Raw genomic sequence first — 16,521 nt, 5'->3', positions numbered from 1 at the left:
GCTCGTATCCGTTACCGTTAATTAACACAAACGCTTTATCTCAATGGCCAAGCCATTTCATGTCATATACGAAGACAACCACCTCATTGTTGTCAACAAAGCTCCGGGTATCCTTGTCCAAGGCGACGCCACGGGCGATATACCTCTATTGGAATTAGTGAAAGACTACATCAAGGAAAAGTACGAAAAACCTGGTGAAGTATTTTTAGGAACCGTTCATCGGCTCGACCGCCCCGTGAGCGGGTTAGTTGTTTTTGCACGCACGTCCAAAGGGCTTGAGCGCATGAACGAAATTTTCCGTAAGCGCGAAGTTCAAAAAACCTATTGGGCCGTAGTTCGCCGTCGTCCTCCCAAAAACCAGGATAAATTGACCAATTGGTTGGTGAAAGACGAAGCCAAAAATTTTGTCACAGCCCACGACATGCCCGTACCCAACGCGCAAAAAGCCGAGCTTCATTACCGTGTTTTGGGCGAAATCAATAAGCACTTTTTGTTGGAAGTAACGCCTATCACGGGCCGACCGCATCAAATTAGGGTACAATTGGCCGCAATTGGATGTCCGATTCGTGGAGATTTGAAATACGGCTATGCCCGCGCCAACAACGACGGTAGCATCAACCTACACGCCCGTCGGTTGTTTTTTGTTCATCCCGTCAAAAAGGAGTCAATTCTTTGCCGAGCTGCTCTGCCCAATGATCCATTCTGGGAAGAGTTTTTATCACTTGACCCCGAGGAAATTGGCATTGAGCACCTACCGTTTTTGTACGAGTAGTCACTCTGGGTCTTTTTTCCCAAAAACCAAAAACAAGTCACAACCCTCCATCACCCAATACGTGGGCGTTCAATGAATTGGATAGAAAAACTAAAGAAACGGTGGAATGTTAAAAGTGGATGGCAAGTGATGATCATCCTGCTTGTATTTGCATGTACTGGCTTTACGGTCATGTACACCAAGCGTTGGATGGTCAAATGGTTAGGGATTGAAGCAACATGGGCGGTCTGGTGCTTCAACATTTTTGTTATTTTGCCTTTATACCAAATTATCTTATTGATATACGGCTGGGTATTTGGTCAGTATCTATTTTTTTTACAATTCGAGAAAAAAATGTTCCAAAGGATTGGAAGCTTATTTTCTCAAAAAAAATCATAAATCGGACGTTTCAACTTTATCAGTGGTCGATACATCAGTCCACATTTGGTGGGCCATCTGCTCAACCGTGTTGACAACTCCTTGGATAGCTCCAAACACAATGCACAAAGGCAAGATAACTGGCAGAAAAATAAGCCATTGAAAAACTAAGTGTAGGTTAGGCTTTTTCATTTCGAAGGGTTATTAATGTTTAACAACTGTTTAACGTAGAGGTCATTAGGCGTCTATTTAAGCCCTCTTACAAACAGCGTGCCAAACTTTTTTTACGGGGTGTTTTTTTGTTAAAGTACGGTAAATTCACAGGTTGTTATCTATGCAAAGTTCAAATATTTGTTTTTTTAATGATAAAAACCAGTTTTTTTTCGATTTGTTTTTAGGATATATTTTTTTTCAACAAAATGGCATCTGGTAAACGTTTTTCTTGTGTTATTTTGTTATCTATTCTTGAAAGTCAACGCTCGATATGCAAGATATAATTCGCCTGCTTCCTGATGCCATCGCCAACCAAATTGCTGCGGGAGAGGTAGTTCAACGGCCTGCTTCTGTGGTAAAAGAATTGTTGGAAAATGCCATCGATGCACAGGCTAAAAATATACAGGTAATTATTCGTGATGCGGGCCGTACGCTCATTCAAATCATCGATGATGGGGTTGGCATGTCTGAAACCGACGCCCGCATGAGTTTTGAACGACATGCTACTTCCAAAATTCGCACTGCCGACGACCTGTTCCGTATTCGGACGATGGGGTTTCGCGGAGAAGCGTTGGCGTCTATTGCGGCGGTAGCTCAAGTGGAAATGCGTACACGCCGTGCTGCCGATGAAGTAGGGGTGCTATTGCGTATCGAGGGGTCTGACTTAAAATCGCAAGAGTCGGTGGCGTGTTTGCCAGGAACAAATATTTTGGTTAAAAACCTATTTTTCAACGTACCAGCTCGCCGCAATTTCCTCAAAACCAACTCGGTAGAAATGCGTCACATCCTCGACGAGTTTCAGCGAGTTTCCCTTGCCCACCCAGAAGTAAGCTTGTCGCTCTACCACAACGACACCGAGATTTATAACTTATATTCGGGTAAAATTAGTCGCCGCATCGTGGATATGTTTGGTAAAAACTACCGCGAGAATATCATTAATTGCCAAGAAGAAACCCCTTTTGTGACCGTAAAAGGTTACATTGGGAAACCCGAATTTGCCCGAAAAACGCGGGGCGAGCAGTTCTTTTTTGTCAACGACCGATATGTAAAACATAATTATTTGCACCACGCGGTGTTGTCGGCCTACGAAGGTACCATCAATGAGGGCAGTCACCCTTTTTATGTACTTCACCTCGACCTCGACCCGTCGCACATTGACATCAACATTCACCCAACCAAAACCGAAATAAAATTTGACGATGAGCGCTCGGTCTATGCCCTGTTGATGGCCGCAGTCCGAAAAGCAATCAGCGTCAATCACCTTTCTCACTCCATTGATTTTGACTCAAACGTCAATTTCTTGAGTCCGTTGCCATCGCGGACTACTCCCACCAAACCGCTGTCTATGCCCTCTTCCCGAGAGAGTAATCCAAGCGTTGGTAGTGACAATGGTGGTAGTTCTTTCGCTTCTTCTTACTCACCTCCGAGCAAAACGCCCAGGGAAGAGTCAAACCTAGCCAATTGGGATAAATTGTTTGAAGGATTTCAGAAAACAGACCCCACGCCAGTGCAGGCCACGCTCGATTTGGGAGAAGAAGACGAATTTATCCCAACGCCGCCGTCTGCGTCAAGCCCAACGCTGGGCAGCCGCGCCAACGACGTCCAAATCAAAGAAGACGAAGAACTCCAAAATCGTCGTTTGGCCGTTCAAATCCAGAATCGTTACATTGTGTCATCGGTCAAATCGGGCATGATGCTCATCGACCAACGCGCGGCTTACGAGCGAGTGCTTTACGACCGCTATTTGAAACAACTAGAATCGCAAACAGCCGTTTCGCAACAACTTTTGTTTCCGATTACGGTTCGGTTACCGCTAGCCGACGTGCCGCTTGTCCTCGAAATGCGTGACGAAATTTTAGCCCTTGGGTTTGATTTTGACTCCTTAGGCCCCGATACGCTCGTGGTGAGAAGTATGCCAACCGATTTTCCTGCCGAAGATGCGCAAAAGATTTTTGAAGAACTGACCGAGCAACTCCGCCAAAGCTACGCTGACCTTCAGCTGAACCGCGCCGAAACAACCGCTCGAAGTTTGGCCAAACGCTTTGCGTCGCGGCATTTGATTCGCCTTTCTTCCGATGAAATGGAGCGACTTATCAACCAACTTTTTGTCTCATCTAATCCTAATTATACCCCAACTGGCGAACCGATTTTCTCCATTTTGGCGTTAGATAAAATAGCTAATTTATTAAAATAAGCCCAGAAAGCCATGTTTAACATCACCCCTACCGTTAGAAATTTACTTATTCTAAACGTACTCATTTATTTCTTACAAAGCCTTAATCCCCTCATTGAGAATTTGTTTGCGCTTTACCCCGTCACTGGGCCTAGTTTTAAGCCGCACCAATTTGTCACATACATGTTTTTGCACGGAAACGTGGGGCACTTGTTTAGTAATATGCTTGGGTTGTTTTTCTTTGGTCCATTACTCGAACAACACGTTCTTGGCCCCAAACGCTTTGTGATGTTTTACTTTATTACGGGTATTGGCGCAGGCTTTCTTTACTCAGCGATTAATTTTTATGAGATGTATGAGTTAAAACAAGCGGTGGATTTGTACAGCCAATATCCTTCTCCCGAAGCATTCTTGGATTTTTTGACTCGTTTTGCACCCAATGTGAAGCACTCAGCCCTTGATTTTCTCAATAGTTTTGAAGATCAGCCTAAGAATATTTCGTATATCAACGACAGTATTGCTTTTGTAAAAAGTACCATTGACAACCGAGTCAATATCCCAATGCTAGGAGCATCGGGTGCTATCTTTGGTATTATTGCCGCTTTTGGACTCATTTTCCCAAACATGGAAATGATGTTGTTGTTTTTTCCCATTCCTATCAAAGCCAAATATTTTGTTACTTTTTACGCCTTGTACGAACTTTATGCAGGAATTAACATCCAAGATTCGGGCGTTGCTCACTTTGCCCATCTCGGAGGCATGATTTTTGCGTATATACTATTGAAAATCTGGAAAATTAGACGAATGTATTAATTTGGCTTTTTGTATCTTTTTCTCTAATTTTCAGTCACAAACCAAAACTAGTTTGTCAATAAACGGGTTATTTTGTAAAACCTACTTGAACTGAAGAGAGCGATGAGCAGCATTTTTGATGATGTTAGAGGCGAATTTTCAAAGACGAACAACGCGGTCATCAAGCTTATTTTGACCAATGTCATCGTCTTTGTGGCGATTATCATTTTGTACATCGTTTTCACGATTGCTCAATACCCCCATTATTACCAGTGGGTGATGGATCAGCTTAGTTTACCCGCGAGCTTCGGCGCTTTTTTATACAAGCCTTGGACGCTTTTGACCAACTTTTTTGTTCATCAAGGACCTTTTCATGTTTTCTTTAACATGCTATCGCTCTATTGGTTTGGGCAAGTATTGGAAGAATACCTCGGTAGCCGACGTTTGATAGCGATTTTTTTACTGGGCGGTTTGGCAGGCGGTGTCTTGTTTTTGACCATGTACAACCTAGTGCCCTATTTCCAACCTGAACTTGCCAATACCAGTTTAATTGGGGCTTCGGGTGCGGTATTTGCCGTGATTTTAGGAGCAGCCACGTTACTGCCCGAACACACCTTTTTTGTGTTTCTCATTGGCCCCGTTCGCCTCAAATATATTGCAGCCCTGTGTATTATCATTACGATGGCACAGTTGGTAGGCCCCAATGCAGGCGGGAATTTGGCCCACTTAGCGGGAGCGATGGTTGGGTTTGGATTTATTAAATCACTCCAAAATGGGTACGATTGGGGAAAACCTATCTACACTATTGGAGAATTTTTTCAGAAAATTTTCACCTCAAAACCACGCATTCAAGTGCCTCAGCGAGCGCGTGCTACCACCTCCACTACTGCTCGTCATTTTAGTCAAAAAAGTGAGAATGCTTCGGTAATAATCCCTAATCAGGACGAAATTGACGCGATTCTGGATAAAATTTCAAAATCTGGCTACGAAAGCCTCACCCGAGAAGAGAAGCAAAAACTCTACAAAGCAAGCCAACAATAAGCCATTATCTATGTTGCTTTACCACCAATGCACCGCACAAAGTGTGGGTAGCGATTGGCATTTTTCATAACTTTGCAAAACACTTTTATCAGCAAGCAAGTTATATTTCTACGTTTAGTTTCAAGCCGTTAAACGATGCTCATAACTCCCGGTAAATTACTTTCGCAAATCAACACGCCCGATGACTTGCGAAAATTTGACTCAGCAGACCTCCCCCAAGTTTCTCAAGAACTTCGGCAGTATATCATTGATTTAGTTTCGGTGTATGGAGGACATTTTGGCGCGAGTCTGGGTGTAGTAGAACTGACTGTTGCGCTACACTATGTGTTTAACACGCCTACCGACCAGCTTATATGGGACGTAGGTCACCAAGCCTATGGTCATAAAATCTTGACGGGACGTCGGGAAGTATTTCATACAAATCGACTCTACGGTGGGATTTCTGGATTTCCTAAACGTAAAGAAAGTCCGTATGATGCCTTTGGCGTTGGACACTCTTCTACGTCTATTTCTGGGGCATTGGGTATGGCGGTGGGCGCTCAGCTAAAAGGGCTCAAAAACCAACATTCGATTGCAGTAATCGGCGACGGTGCCATGACGGGCGGTATGGCGTTTGAAGCAATGAACCACGCAGGGTCATTGGCAAATACCAACATGCTGATTATCCTCAATGACAATTGCATGAGTATCGACCCCAACGTAGGGGCATTGAAAGAATATTTGACCGACATCACTACTTCTCATACCTACAACCGTGTCAAAGAAGAAGTGTGGAATTTGTTGGGTAAAATGAGCCAATTTGGGAAAAGCGCTCGCGAGATTGTCTCAAGAGTGGAAGATGGGCTCAAAGCCACCTTGTTGCGCCAAAGTAACTTATTTGAATCGCTCAATTTGCGTTATTTTGGCCCCATCGACGGGCATGATGTTGATCATCTTGTACACGTTCTCAACGATCTTAAAGATATTCCTGGGCCTAAATTGCTCCACTGCGTTACGGTCAAAGGAAAAGGTTTTGCACCTGCCGAAAAAGACCAAACAAAATGGCACGCTCCTGGAAAATTTGATAAAATAACGGGCGAAATTTTCAAGAAAATCCCCGATACGCCACAGCCACCTAGATACCAAGAGGTATTTGGTCATACATTGGTAGAATTGGCCGAACAAAACCCCAAAGTAGTGGGTGTAACCCCTGCGATGCCGTCGGGTTCGTCCATGAACCTGTTGATGAAAGCCATGCCTGAACGTGCCTTCGACGTTGGTATTGCCGAACAGCATGCCGTTACGTTCTCAGCAGGGATGGCTACGCAAGGCTCTGTAGTGTTCTGCAACATTTACAGTACGTTTATGCAGCGCGCCTACGACCAAGTGGTGCATGACGTGTGTATTCAAGAGCTGCCAGTGGTATTTTGCCTCGACCGTGCAGGTTTTGCGGGCGCCGATGGCCCTACGCACCACGGCGCGTATGACATTGCTTATATGCGTTGTATTCCTAACATGATTGTGGCCTCGCCGATGAATGAGCAGGAGCTTCGCAATATGATGTACACGGCACAGCTCGACGAAACTCAAAACGGCAAACAAGCTTTTACGATTCGCTACCCACGTGGCGAAGGCATGATGCCGCAGTGGCGAACTCCGTTTGAAAAGTTGGAAATTGGCAAAGGAAGAAAAGTAAAAGACGGAGAAGATGTGGCGATTCTGACCATTGGCCACATCGGAAATTACGCCGTTAAAAGTTGCCAATTGCTCGAAAACGCAGGTATCAGTGCCGCTCATTACGACTTACGCTTTGTAAAACCGCTGGACGAAGAACTGTTGCACGAGGTATTCCAGAAATTCGACAAAGTGATTACTGTGGAAGACGGTTGCTTACAAGGTGGAATGGGAAGTGCAGTATTGGAATTTATGGTTGACCACGGTTATACTTCCAAACTCAAACGTTTGGGTATTCCTGACCGAATCGTAGAACACGGCGAACAAATAGAGCTTCATCGCGAATGCGGTTTTGATCCCGAAGGAATTGCCAAAACGGCTCGCGAAATGGTACATGCCGTTGTTTATTCCTAAGTCAGACGATAGTCAGACTTAAAAATTATAGCAAGTAATCAAAAGCCGTCTGACGATAGTCTGACGGCTTTTTCATAACCTCTCAGGCGATAATAACTTCAGGCACTAGGGGTCTGACTGCCGTCTGACCCCTACTTTAGCCACTTATCAAACCACGCAAACGCTTCGGCTTGCATCTTTTTATCGAACTTATGTGGGCCAGGGTAAAATGAGCACTTGTAGCGCTCAGAAGCCCCTGCTTTGGCATAGACATCGCCCACAATTTTGTCGGCGTGTTTCATTTCGGGAAGCGTATATAAATCATCGTCTTCGTCGTTGAGTACCATTGTCGGAAGGGGAGCTCGCAATGCAAAGATTTCTGGAAAATCAAGCTCGTTGGGCAAAATAGGCACGTAGGTCATCCACGTGTGCGTGTACGATTTATGGAGTATGAGGTCTTTCCAAGTAGTCATAAAACCAACGCACACGGCGCATTTGATACGTTCGTCCAGTCCACCCATAAACACCGTACGCATACCACCGCCCGATAATCCTGCACAGCCCACCCGCGTAGCGTCCACATCCTGACGGGCACAAAGAACATCCAACGCCTTTTTATCTTCCGCATAAAATACCCCCGCCCAAGTCGTACCTGCACTTAAAAGCGACTTAGACATTACGTGCTCGTGTTCCCCTGCCCATTCGTTATACTTACGAATATTCTCCGAATTTTCGGGGTCGTTGTCGTTCAAGCCACGACGAAGATGCGCAGGAACGTCTTGCATCCATACGCGTCGGCTGGCAAATGGAAACGCATCCGACACTAGCACCACGTAACCGCGCTTGGCGATTTCGTTTGCCCAAGCCATTCCTTCGTAGTATTCCTGTTGATGTTCTTTCATCAACGGATGCTGTTGGTTCGATGTCTTGGTAATTTTTCGAGTCCCAAAATACTTATTTCCGCCGTGGTCATGGAAAGCCAAAATAGCAGGCAGAGGCCCTTTTGCATTGGCTGGTTTTAGCAAAATACCTTCCGTAGGGCGTCCGTAGGGAAGCTGCCACGTAAGTTCCTCAATATGAAGCCCGTCGTATTCATACTGTTTTTTCAGCGTCACTTGGGGCATTCCTCCAATGTCAGGAACTCCCAAACGCTCAACCAAACGCTGCTTGGCCATCTCACGCCATTGAGCGAGATTCGTCCACTCGTTGCGCCGAAAAGAAAGCGATGGAAGTTTGCTCTCAATGAGCGATACGGCCCAAGGCCCGTACAGTCCGATGAGGTTCTCCGTAGTTTCGTTGGAATTCATGAGGGTTAGTGGGGAAAAAATATCGTTTACAAACGGATTGAGCACGTCCAACCCCGCCATTCCAATGCTTGCTACACTGCTCTTTTTAAGAAACTTACGACGGCTTGGCATAGGGGTTAGTAATTTGTTTTAAGATAAATACTTGCTCGATGCTTGGTCCAAATACATCCCACAATGGGGGTGGTTTTGCAAAATACTAGCGGGAAAAAGCGGACTGACTTCGCCTTTCAAGCAGTTTTTTACGGCTTCGGCTTTACGCTCATCGGGCACCGAACAAATAAGGGCTGCTGATTTCATAATTTGACGAATCGACATGCTAATCGCCTGTTTGGGCACATCATCTAAGGTGGCAAACCAGCCTTCCCCCAACTGCTGACGGCGGCAGGCTTCGTCGAGATTCACGACGAGGTAGGGGCTTTCGGTTTCAAAATCAGCAGGAGGGTCGTTGAAAGCCAAGTGACCATTTTCACCGATTCCGACCAAAGCCACGTCAATGGGGTGTTGTAAAATAAGCCGTCCCAATCGTTCACATTCTGTTTCGGGTTGCGTTTCTCCGTCAATAAGATGGCTTATTTTCATTGTTACTTTCGTCAATACTCTTTCTTTCAAATACTTACGAAAACTAGCGGGGTGTGATTCTGACAAAGCAATGTATTCGTCCAAATGAAACATCGTTACCTTCGTCCAGTCGATGTCAGGTTCGTGAAGTAATTGATTTAATGTTTCAAATTGGCTGGTTCCTGTCGCTAAAATTACGTTTGCTTCACCTCTTGCGGTGATAGCTTTACGGATGTAGTCAGCAGCGGCGGCGCCTGCTACTTGGCCAAGGGCTTTGGGGTTTTCGGAAATATGAATAAACATCGGGTTGTATCGCTAGTTGGGTTTGTTAGACTTTCCAAGTTTTACTTTTGTAGCAATCAAACTTGGAAAGTCATTATTTGGGTTTGACAGACTTTCCAAGTTTTACCTTTGCAGCAATCAAACTTGGAAAGTCATTATTGTTGGGTTTGTTAGACATTCCAAGTTTGATTCTAACTTGGAATGTCTTTATTTGGGTTTAACGGGGGTATTTCCTCCTTGGGTAAGGGAAATGTCAACGGGGCGGTTGTTTTTCCATGCACCCGCCGTAAAATCAGGAATATCAATGGAATTGGAGCGGTTGGCTACCGATTTTTCACTCAACGGCCCAATCACACTCCATGAAGCCGCATCATAGACGTCTTGATCGAGCGGGAGACCATTGCGAAGGCAATCAATCAAACGCCAATCCATCAAGAAATCCATTCCCCCGTGGCCGCCTACTTGCTTGGCCAATTCGCCAATTTTTTTGACAAGTGCGGGCTGGTATTTTTCCTCCAACGCCTTCATTTCAGTCTCCGATACCCAATCGTGTCCCGTAGAAATCTTCCCTGGTAGGGGGTATTTGAGAGCCGTTGCTTTGGTACCGCTTACGAGATGTATGCGTGAGTACGGACGTGGTGAGCTTACGTCGTGTTGCAACATAATCGTTTTGCCTTTGTTCGTCCGAATTGTCGTAGTGTTCATGTTCCCGCGAAAAGTTTTCTTGGCCAACGGCTGGAACGTCGCGTCGGTTTTGGCCAATTCTTTCACCTTAGCTTCCAACATAAAATCGTTGCTCGACATCGACACCAAATACTCCATTTTATCGCCGCGATTGATGTCCAGCACTTGGCAAATAGGCCCCAAACCGTGCGTCGGGTAGAGGTTCCCGTTTCGGGTATTTTCCTTTAAGCGCCACATATCGTAGCGTTTGCCTTTGTCAAAAAAAGAGTCAAAAATATCGTGAATATACGCCCCTTCGACGTGCACTACTTCCCCAAAAAAGCCCTGACGCGCCATGTTGAGCGTGAGCAATTCAAAGAAATCATAGCAGCAGTTTTCGAGCATCATGCAATGCTTCCGCGTCCGTTCGGACGTTTCGACCAGCTTCCAGCACTCATCCACCGTCGTAGCGGCGGGGATTTCTACCGCTACGTGTTTGCCCTGTTCCATGGCATACAGCGCCATCGGAGCATGAAGATTCCACGGGGTACAAATGTAAATAAGGTCGAGGTCGGGGCGTTCGCAGAGTTTTTTCCAGTCATCGGCCTTCCCCGCATAGACTTGAGGGGCGTGGGAAGTTCCTTGGAGTTTTTTCTTGGCCAAATCGGTACGCTCCGTCCGAATATCGCAGAGAGCTTTGATTTCTACGTTATCTATGTACACAATTCGGTCGAGTGCGCCCAAGCCACGGTTACCCAGCCCAATGTAGCCAATCCGTACGGTATCGATTTTGGGAGCGCCGTACCCGCACATATTGAAGGTTTGGGTGAGAGGAGGGGTTTGTGACTCTTGCGCGATTACTGAAGCAGGCAAACTACTTCCTGCAACGCCTGTTCCTACCAATTTTATAAAGTCTCTTTTTTTCATAGAAGGCTCTGGTTACATGCAATATACTAAGACATCTAATTTACCTGAAAAACAGAAAAAAGGCTATTAATACCCATTTTCTTTCTATAAATCTACGCTTGAAGCAATCTTCTCTGGCATTGTAGAAGTAGAGTTTTTGTACCAAAAGCGTTCGTTTCTATCGTTTTTTTCCTAATTTGTGCCACAAACAGGCTTCTTTTGCCCTAAACCTGAAATCCTTATGTTTCCTATTCCTAAAATACTACATCCGTAGTAGGCACTTTGAGTGTTTTACTTCCTTTGAAAATCTCTAAATCATCATATCCGCAAAACCTAACTTTCATCAAAACCAACACTTCATGAAACTAAACATTACTACCAAAATCGTCATTGGCTTTATTCTAGGGGTCGTTATCGGGCAAATTTTGCACAGCACGATGGACGCCGAGCAGGCTGCCGAAATATCAAAAAAATTCCAGATTCTGAGCAAAGTCTTCCTCAAACTGATCAAAATGATCGTGGGGCCGCTGGTGTTTTGTACACTTGCAGTGGGGGTAGCCAAACTCGGCGATTTTAAAGTCGTGGGTCGTATTGGTATCAAAACCTTGCTTTATTTTTACTTTGCTACCATCTTATCCCTGCTTGTAGGTCTATTGGTTGTGAATGTAACTCGTCCTGGCGAAGTACAACAGTGGCCTCGCCCTGCTGCGGGTACCGACACGGGAGTGACGGGCAAGTCGATGAAAACCGTCGAAGATTTTATTTTGCACATCTTCCCTGATAGCTTCTTTAAAGCCCTTTCCGAAAACGAAATCCTCCAAATTGTGGTGTTTTCGTTGTTTTTTGGGATTGCTTTGGGCGCTGTAGGAGAACACGGCAAAAAACTCATCAAAGCCATTGAAAGCCTTTCGGAGGTAGTATTTAAAATTGTTGGGTACGTGATGGAGTTGGCTCCTTTTGCCGTCTTAGGGGCAATGACAGGCGTAGTGGCCATGAAGGGACTTGGCATTTTGATTTCGTATGCCTACCTAATGGTATGTTTTTTCGGAGGACTACTTTTCTTTATTTTCGGGGTATTGTGGGCTATTTGCCTTGTCATGAAAATCCCGTATCTCAAACTGTTGGCGCACGTCAAAGATTCGATGATTCTGACGTTCAGTACGGCTAGTTCAGAGGCTTCTTTGCCGCAACAAATCACTGCTTTGGAAAAATTTGGTTGTAGTCAGCGTATCATTGGGTTTGTGTTGCCATTGGGTTATTCTTTCAACCTTGATGGCTCGATGATGTACATGACTTTTGCAACGGGTTTTATTGCCCAAGCTTACGGCATTCCGCTCACTATTCAGCAACAAATAGCCATGCTCCTTACGCTGATGATTACTTCCAAAGGAATTGCGGGTGTACCACGTGCCTCGTTGGTGGTAATTGCGGGAACGTTGGCGCAATTTAACCTACCTGTCGAAGGGCTGGCACTACTACTTGGTATTGACCCCTTCTTAGACATGGGGCGTTCGGCCACTTCGGTAGCTGGAAATGCCGTGGCAACAGCAGTTATTTCAAAACTTGAAGGAGAATATACCGAAAGCTAATAAAAATAGCTGTAACTCCTTGACACTTTGGTTGAAAAGGATTAGGTTAGATAAATTTTTCCCTATACCTAAAATCTATCACCTCATCCTTTTCAATCACATGGCACAATCACTTCCCCTCGAAAACGAAATCGCAGGCGTATTTGCAAAATTTCCGCAACTGCCTGACAACGTCAAAGAAATTCTGGTTAAAATCTCTCCGTTCCTCTGCATCATTGGGCTCATTTTTGGTGGACTTGGCCTCCTTGCCGTTCTAGGCATTGGCGCTGGTGCAACCGCCATCGGTTTAGCGGCTTTTGGTAGTATGGGACTCTACTGGGTTTCAATGGCAATTTTAGCCGTGATGGTACTTTTAGAAGGTCTGGCTATTTCGCCACTGATGAAACGCCAAAAGAAAGGCTGGGATTATATGTACTATATTTTCTTGTTGAGCCTCGTTAGCGGAGTAGTCAACCTAGCGGGAATTGGAGGTTTGTTTAGCAACCTTATTAGTCTTGCTTTTTCGTTTCTGCTTGGAGGGTGGTTATTATTCCAAATTCGAGAAAAATACGCATAAAAGCCTTCAAAAAGCCATAGTTCACCACTATGGCTTTTTTTATTTTGCCGCTTCTACCATTGCCAACAACCCATCCAAACCCGTTTCTCGCTCATTGAGGAACAAGGGTTTATGAAAAAAGTGTAGTTTTTGAAGTAAGTGCAACAACTGCATTTTTTCCGCTTCATTGAGCGTTCCTGCAATAATCAAGCTTGCTTTTCGCATTTCTTCAAATGTCCCGAAAAGTACCCCCATTCCTTTTCCTGTAATCAATAAGCGTTTGCTTCGGCGGTCTTTGGGGTCATCGGTTTGTTCGATGAGGCCATTGTTCAATAACCGCTTGATGACTTCCATCCCCGTTGTTTTTTCGTGGATGTTCATGTCAATAATCTCCGTTTTGGTACAGCCGCCCGTCTGCCAAATGCCCGCCAAATACGAAAAATCATCAATCGTAATCAGGTGAGCAGAGTCCAGTGCTTTTTTGATGTACCCTTTGGCATAGCGATACAAAAACGCCACCAACTGCGACAACAGTACTTCTACCGTTTCTCCATTTTCAAATTTTAATTCGGGGTCCGACGATTTTGCGAAAACTTGTTGATTGAGGTACGCCACAAACCCCTCCATGTCCTTCCGTTGAAGCGGCGAGCGCTGCGCTTCGTAGTTGGCCAAGTGCCCAATCAACTCTTGTAATAGTGCGTAGTTCATTTTTTTAGTAGTGAAAACATTCTAAAAATTGAAAAATATTTTGTTTTCGTACAAACAATAATTCATTTGGAATGTTATCGTAGTAATTAACACAAATCAAATCATAAATGTTTTTTACTGCTCATTTTAAAATTCGCATGAAAACACACCTATTCGCTCTACTACTCATCGTTAGTGTCACTAATGCGTTTGCCCAAAACTCAGGAACCATTTTGGGGTCTGTGCGCGACAAACGTACCCAAGAAACGCTTATTGGGGTGACGGTACAGATTGAAGGCACGACCCAAGGCACCACCACCGACGTGGATGGGAAATTTAAACTCACTCTACCCGTAGGAAGCTACAACCTCAAAGCATCTTTTGTAGGCTACAAAACCGCTAGTAAATTCAACGTCGTACTCACGTCGGGAAATGCCCAACAAATTACGTTTGACCTCGAAGAAGAAGCGGTACAATTGACCGAAGCCAAGGTTGTCTATAACCGTTCTATTTCGGTAGCTTCGGTCGAAACGCCCAATTCCATTCAAAAACTGACTACCGAAGAAATCAAAAACAACCCAGGCGGGAACTTTGATATTTCGCGCGTGATTCAGGTACTTCCAGGTGTAGGAGGAACGGCAGGTTCGGTAGGAGGTTTTCGTAACGACCTCATCATCCGTGGCGGTGGCCCCAACGAAAACGTTTTTTACCTAGATGGCATCGAAATACCCGTTATCAACCACTTTGCCACTCAGGGGAGTTCGGGTGGCCCTACGGGGATTCTTAACGTATCGTTTATTGAAGACGCCACGTTAAGTTCGAGTAGCTTCAATGCTCGTTACGACAACGCCCTTTCGTCGGTGTTGCAATTCCGTCAGCGCGAAGGAAACCCCGAACGCCTCCAAGGTAACTTTCGTGTCAGCTCTACCGAAGTAGCAGGTACCTTTGAAGGACCACTTTCGCCCAAAACCACCTTTTTGGCATCGGTTCGTCGCTCGTATTTGCAGTTTTTATTCAAAGCCATTGACCTCCCTATTCGTCCCAATTACTGGGATTTTCAATACAAAGTCACGCACAAACTCAACAAAAAAACTACATTAACAGCCATTGGAGTGGGAGCCATCGACGAATTTTCGTTTGCGGTTCCTAAAGAATCTTCCCCCGAAAAAGAGTATGTGCTTCGTTCTAACCCCACCATCAATCAGTGGAATTATACAACAGGGTTTTCGCTCAAACGGTTGTTGGAAAACGGCTACCTCAACGTTTCACTCAGCCGAAATATGTTCAACAATCGCCTCGACCGCTTTGAGGACAATCGCCAAGGGGACGAAAATTATCGCGCGCTCAAAAGCGTATCTCAAGAAATTGAGAACAAACTCCGCCTTGATGTGAATAAGTTTGTGGGTAAGTGGGAATATAGCTACGGCGCCATGCTTCAATACGTTAAGTACAACAACGACTTCTTCAACGTACTGCGTCGCGAAGTCAAAAATACCCAAGGGCAAGTGATTCAACCTGCCGTGAACATTGCGTTCAACACGGCCATTGATTTCTTCAAATTCGGGGCTTTTGCCCAAGTAAACCGCAAGCTATTGGACGACCGCTTGAATCTTTCGGCAGGTTTACGTACCGACATGAATTCGTTTACCTCGGATGGTAACAACCCGCTCGAGACCCTTAGTCCGCGCGTTTCGGCGAGTTATCAGTTGAGCGACAAATGGCGTTTAAACGCGTCGGTGGGGCGGTATTTCAAAACACCGATTTATACGGTTTTGGGGTATAAGCAAGACGGCAATTTTGTCAATAAATCAAGCAAATACATCCGTTCCGACCATTTGGTAGCAGGCTTAGAATTTATCCCAACACCTACTACGCGCATTACGCTCGAAGGTTTTGTGAAGCAATACGACAATTACCCCGTTTCGGTACGTGATGGCATTTCGTTGGCCAACCAAGGCGGTAATTTCGGTGCCATTGGTAACGAAGCAGTCATCAGCACGGGCCAAGGACGTAGCCGTGGACTTGAGTTTTTCTTCCAACAAAAGTTGGCCAAAAACTTCTTTGGGGTCTTTAGCTACACACTCTTCCGTTCGGAGTTTTCGGGAAAAGATGGGAAGTACGTGGCTTCTGCGTGGGATACGCGTAACCTAATTTCAACACAATTGGGGTATAAGTTTAAAAAAGGCTGGGAGTTGGGGCTTAAATGGCTCTATCAAGGGGGCGCACCTTACACACCTTACGACTTGGCCGCTTCGCAGCGTAACTACCTCACCACGGGCGTAGGTACCGAAGATTACACTCGACTCAATAGCCTGCGGTTGAAGTCATTTAGTCGCGTGGACTTCCGCATTGACAAAAAATGGAATTACAAAAAAACCTCTATTGACTTGTTTTTTGACTTGCAAAACGCGCTGCTTACTACCAATCCCGCTTTGCCACAATACACCTTTGAGCGGTTAGCTGATAATTCTGGATTTAGAACTACGGATGGATTAGCGTTACGAAGCGACGGCAGCAATGGAGTTCCGCTCATTTTGGCCAACGAAGACGCTAACTTTACCCCTGCGCTGGGTTTTGTAATTGAGTTTTAGGCACCATGC

14 protein-coding genes are annotated in these 16,521 nt (G+C 45.2%); 9 read left to right on the top strand and 5 right to left on the bottom strand.

What is annotated here, in order from left to right:
• Positions 1 to 43 precede the first annotated feature (43 nt).
• Together FHS57_RS05650 and FHS57_RS05645 are read left to right on the top strand one after the other, a co-directional pair.
• On the top strand, positions 44 to 772 hold the full coding sequence (locus FHS57_RS05650; protein ID WP_183971918.1) for an RluA family pseudouridine synthase: 729 nt from the start codon (positions 44 to 46) through the stop codon (positions 770 to 772).
• Between the two features lie 72 nt (positions 773 to 844).
• Positions 845 to 1,150 (top strand): DUF6787 family protein, encoded by a 306-nt coding sequence (locus FHS57_RS05645; RefSeq protein ID WP_183971917.1) that lies wholly within the window; start codon positions 845 to 847, stop codon positions 1,148 to 1,150.
• Here the strand turns inward: FHS57_RS05645 and FHS57_RS05640 are convergent.
• On the bottom strand, positions 1,145 to 1,321 hold the full coding sequence (locus FHS57_RS05640) for a hypothetical protein (RefSeq protein ID WP_164490095.1): 177 nt from the start codon (positions 1,319 to 1,321) through the stop codon (positions 1,145 to 1,147). The genes FHS57_RS05645 and FHS57_RS05640 overlap by 6 nt on opposite strands.
• 292 nt (positions 1,322 to 1,613) lie before the next feature.
• Here FHS57_RS05640 and mutL point away from each other — a divergent pair, with 292 nt between their 5' ends.
• From mutL to dxs, 4 genes are all read left to right on the top strand, one after another.
• Positions 1,614 to 3,536 carry a DNA mismatch repair endonuclease MutL gene (gene mutL, locus FHS57_RS05635; protein ID WP_183971916.1) on the top strand — a complete coding sequence of 641 codons (1,923 nt, stop codon included), beginning with the start codon at positions 1,614 to 1,616 and terminating at the stop codon, positions 3,534 to 3,536.
• 12 nt (positions 3,537 to 3,548) lie between these two features.
• Complete coding sequence (locus FHS57_RS05630; protein ID WP_122932101.1) at positions 3,549 to 4,328, top strand: rhomboid family intramembrane serine protease; 780 nt, start codon at positions 3,549 to 3,551, stop codon at positions 4,326 to 4,328.
• 102 nt (positions 4,329 to 4,430) lie between these two features.
• Positions 4,431 to 5,348: a rhomboid family intramembrane serine protease gene (locus FHS57_RS05625; protein ID WP_183971915.1), complete on the top strand. Its 918-nt coding sequence runs from the start codon at positions 4,431 to 4,433 to the stop codon at positions 5,346 to 5,348.
• 135 nt (positions 5,349 to 5,483) lie between these two features.
• Positions 5,484 to 7,415: a 1-deoxy-D-xylulose-5-phosphate synthase gene (gene dxs, locus FHS57_RS05620; RefSeq protein ID WP_183971914.1), complete on the top strand. Its 1,932-nt coding sequence runs from the start codon at positions 5,484 to 5,486 to the stop codon at positions 7,413 to 7,415.
• A gap of 131 nt (positions 7,416 to 7,546) precedes the next feature.
• Here dxs and FHS57_RS05615 read toward each other — a convergent pair whose 3' ends face one another.
• The 3 genes from FHS57_RS05615 to FHS57_RS05605 all read right to left on the bottom strand — a co-directional run bounded on the left by FHS57_RS05615 (position 7,547) and on the right by FHS57_RS05605 (position 11,131).
• Positions 7,547 to 8,812: an alpha/beta hydrolase family protein gene (locus FHS57_RS05615; RefSeq protein WP_183971913.1), complete on the bottom strand. Its 1,266-nt coding sequence runs from the start codon at positions 8,810 to 8,812 to the stop codon at positions 7,547 to 7,549.
• Positions 8,813 to 8,830: 18 nt separating this feature from the next.
• Entirely contained in the window at positions 8,831 to 9,562 is a 732-nt protein-coding gene (locus tag FHS57_RS05610; protein ID WP_183971912.1) for a glucosamine-6-phosphate deaminase, read from the bottom strand.
• A 186-nt stretch (positions 9,563 to 9,748) separates the two neighbouring features.
• Complete coding sequence (locus FHS57_RS05605) at positions 9,749 to 11,131, bottom strand: Gfo/Idh/MocA family protein (RefSeq protein ID WP_183971911.1); 1,383 nt, start codon at positions 11,129 to 11,131, stop codon at positions 9,749 to 9,751.
• A gap of 338 nt (positions 11,132 to 11,469) precedes the next feature.
• Here FHS57_RS05605 and FHS57_RS05600 point away from each other — a divergent pair, with 338 nt between their 5' ends.
• Both FHS57_RS05600 and FHS57_RS05595 read left to right on the top strand, forming a co-directional pair.
• Positions 11,470 to 12,699 carry a dicarboxylate/amino acid:cation symporter gene (locus tag FHS57_RS05600; RefSeq protein WP_122932095.1) on the top strand — a complete coding sequence of 410 codons (1,230 nt, stop codon included), beginning with the start codon at positions 11,470 to 11,472 and terminating at the stop codon, positions 12,697 to 12,699.
• Positions 12,700 to 12,799: 100 nt separating this feature from the next.
• Positions 12,800 to 13,255 carry a hypothetical protein gene (locus FHS57_RS05595; RefSeq protein ID WP_183971910.1) on the top strand — a complete coding sequence of 152 codons (456 nt, stop codon included), beginning with the start codon at positions 12,800 to 12,802 and terminating at the stop codon, positions 13,253 to 13,255.
• A gap of 39 nt (positions 13,256 to 13,294) precedes the next feature.
• Here FHS57_RS05595 and FHS57_RS05590 read toward each other — a convergent pair whose 3' ends face one another.
• A complete protein-coding gene (locus FHS57_RS05590) occupies positions 13,295 to 13,942 on the bottom strand; it encodes a MarR family winged helix-turn-helix transcriptional regulator (RefSeq protein WP_183971909.1) in 648 nt (215 codons plus the stop codon).
• 137 nt (positions 13,943 to 14,079) lie between these two features.
• Between FHS57_RS05590 and FHS57_RS05585 the strand changes: the two genes are divergently transcribed.
• Positions 14,080 to 16,512, top strand: coding sequence for a TonB-dependent receptor (locus FHS57_RS05585; RefSeq protein ID WP_229601268.1), 2,433 nt, complete (start codon positions 14,080 to 14,082; stop codon positions 16,510 to 16,512).
• Positions 16,513 to 16,521: the final 9 nt, after the last annotated feature.

Source organism: Runella defluvii, from assembly GCF_014195535.1.
GTDB classification, from domain to species: Bacteria; Bacteroidota; Bacteroidia; order Cytophagales; family Spirosomataceae; genus Runella; species Runella defluvii.
Note: the sequence above shows the minus strand (reverse complement) of the source record. Positions and strands in the feature narration are given on the sequence as shown.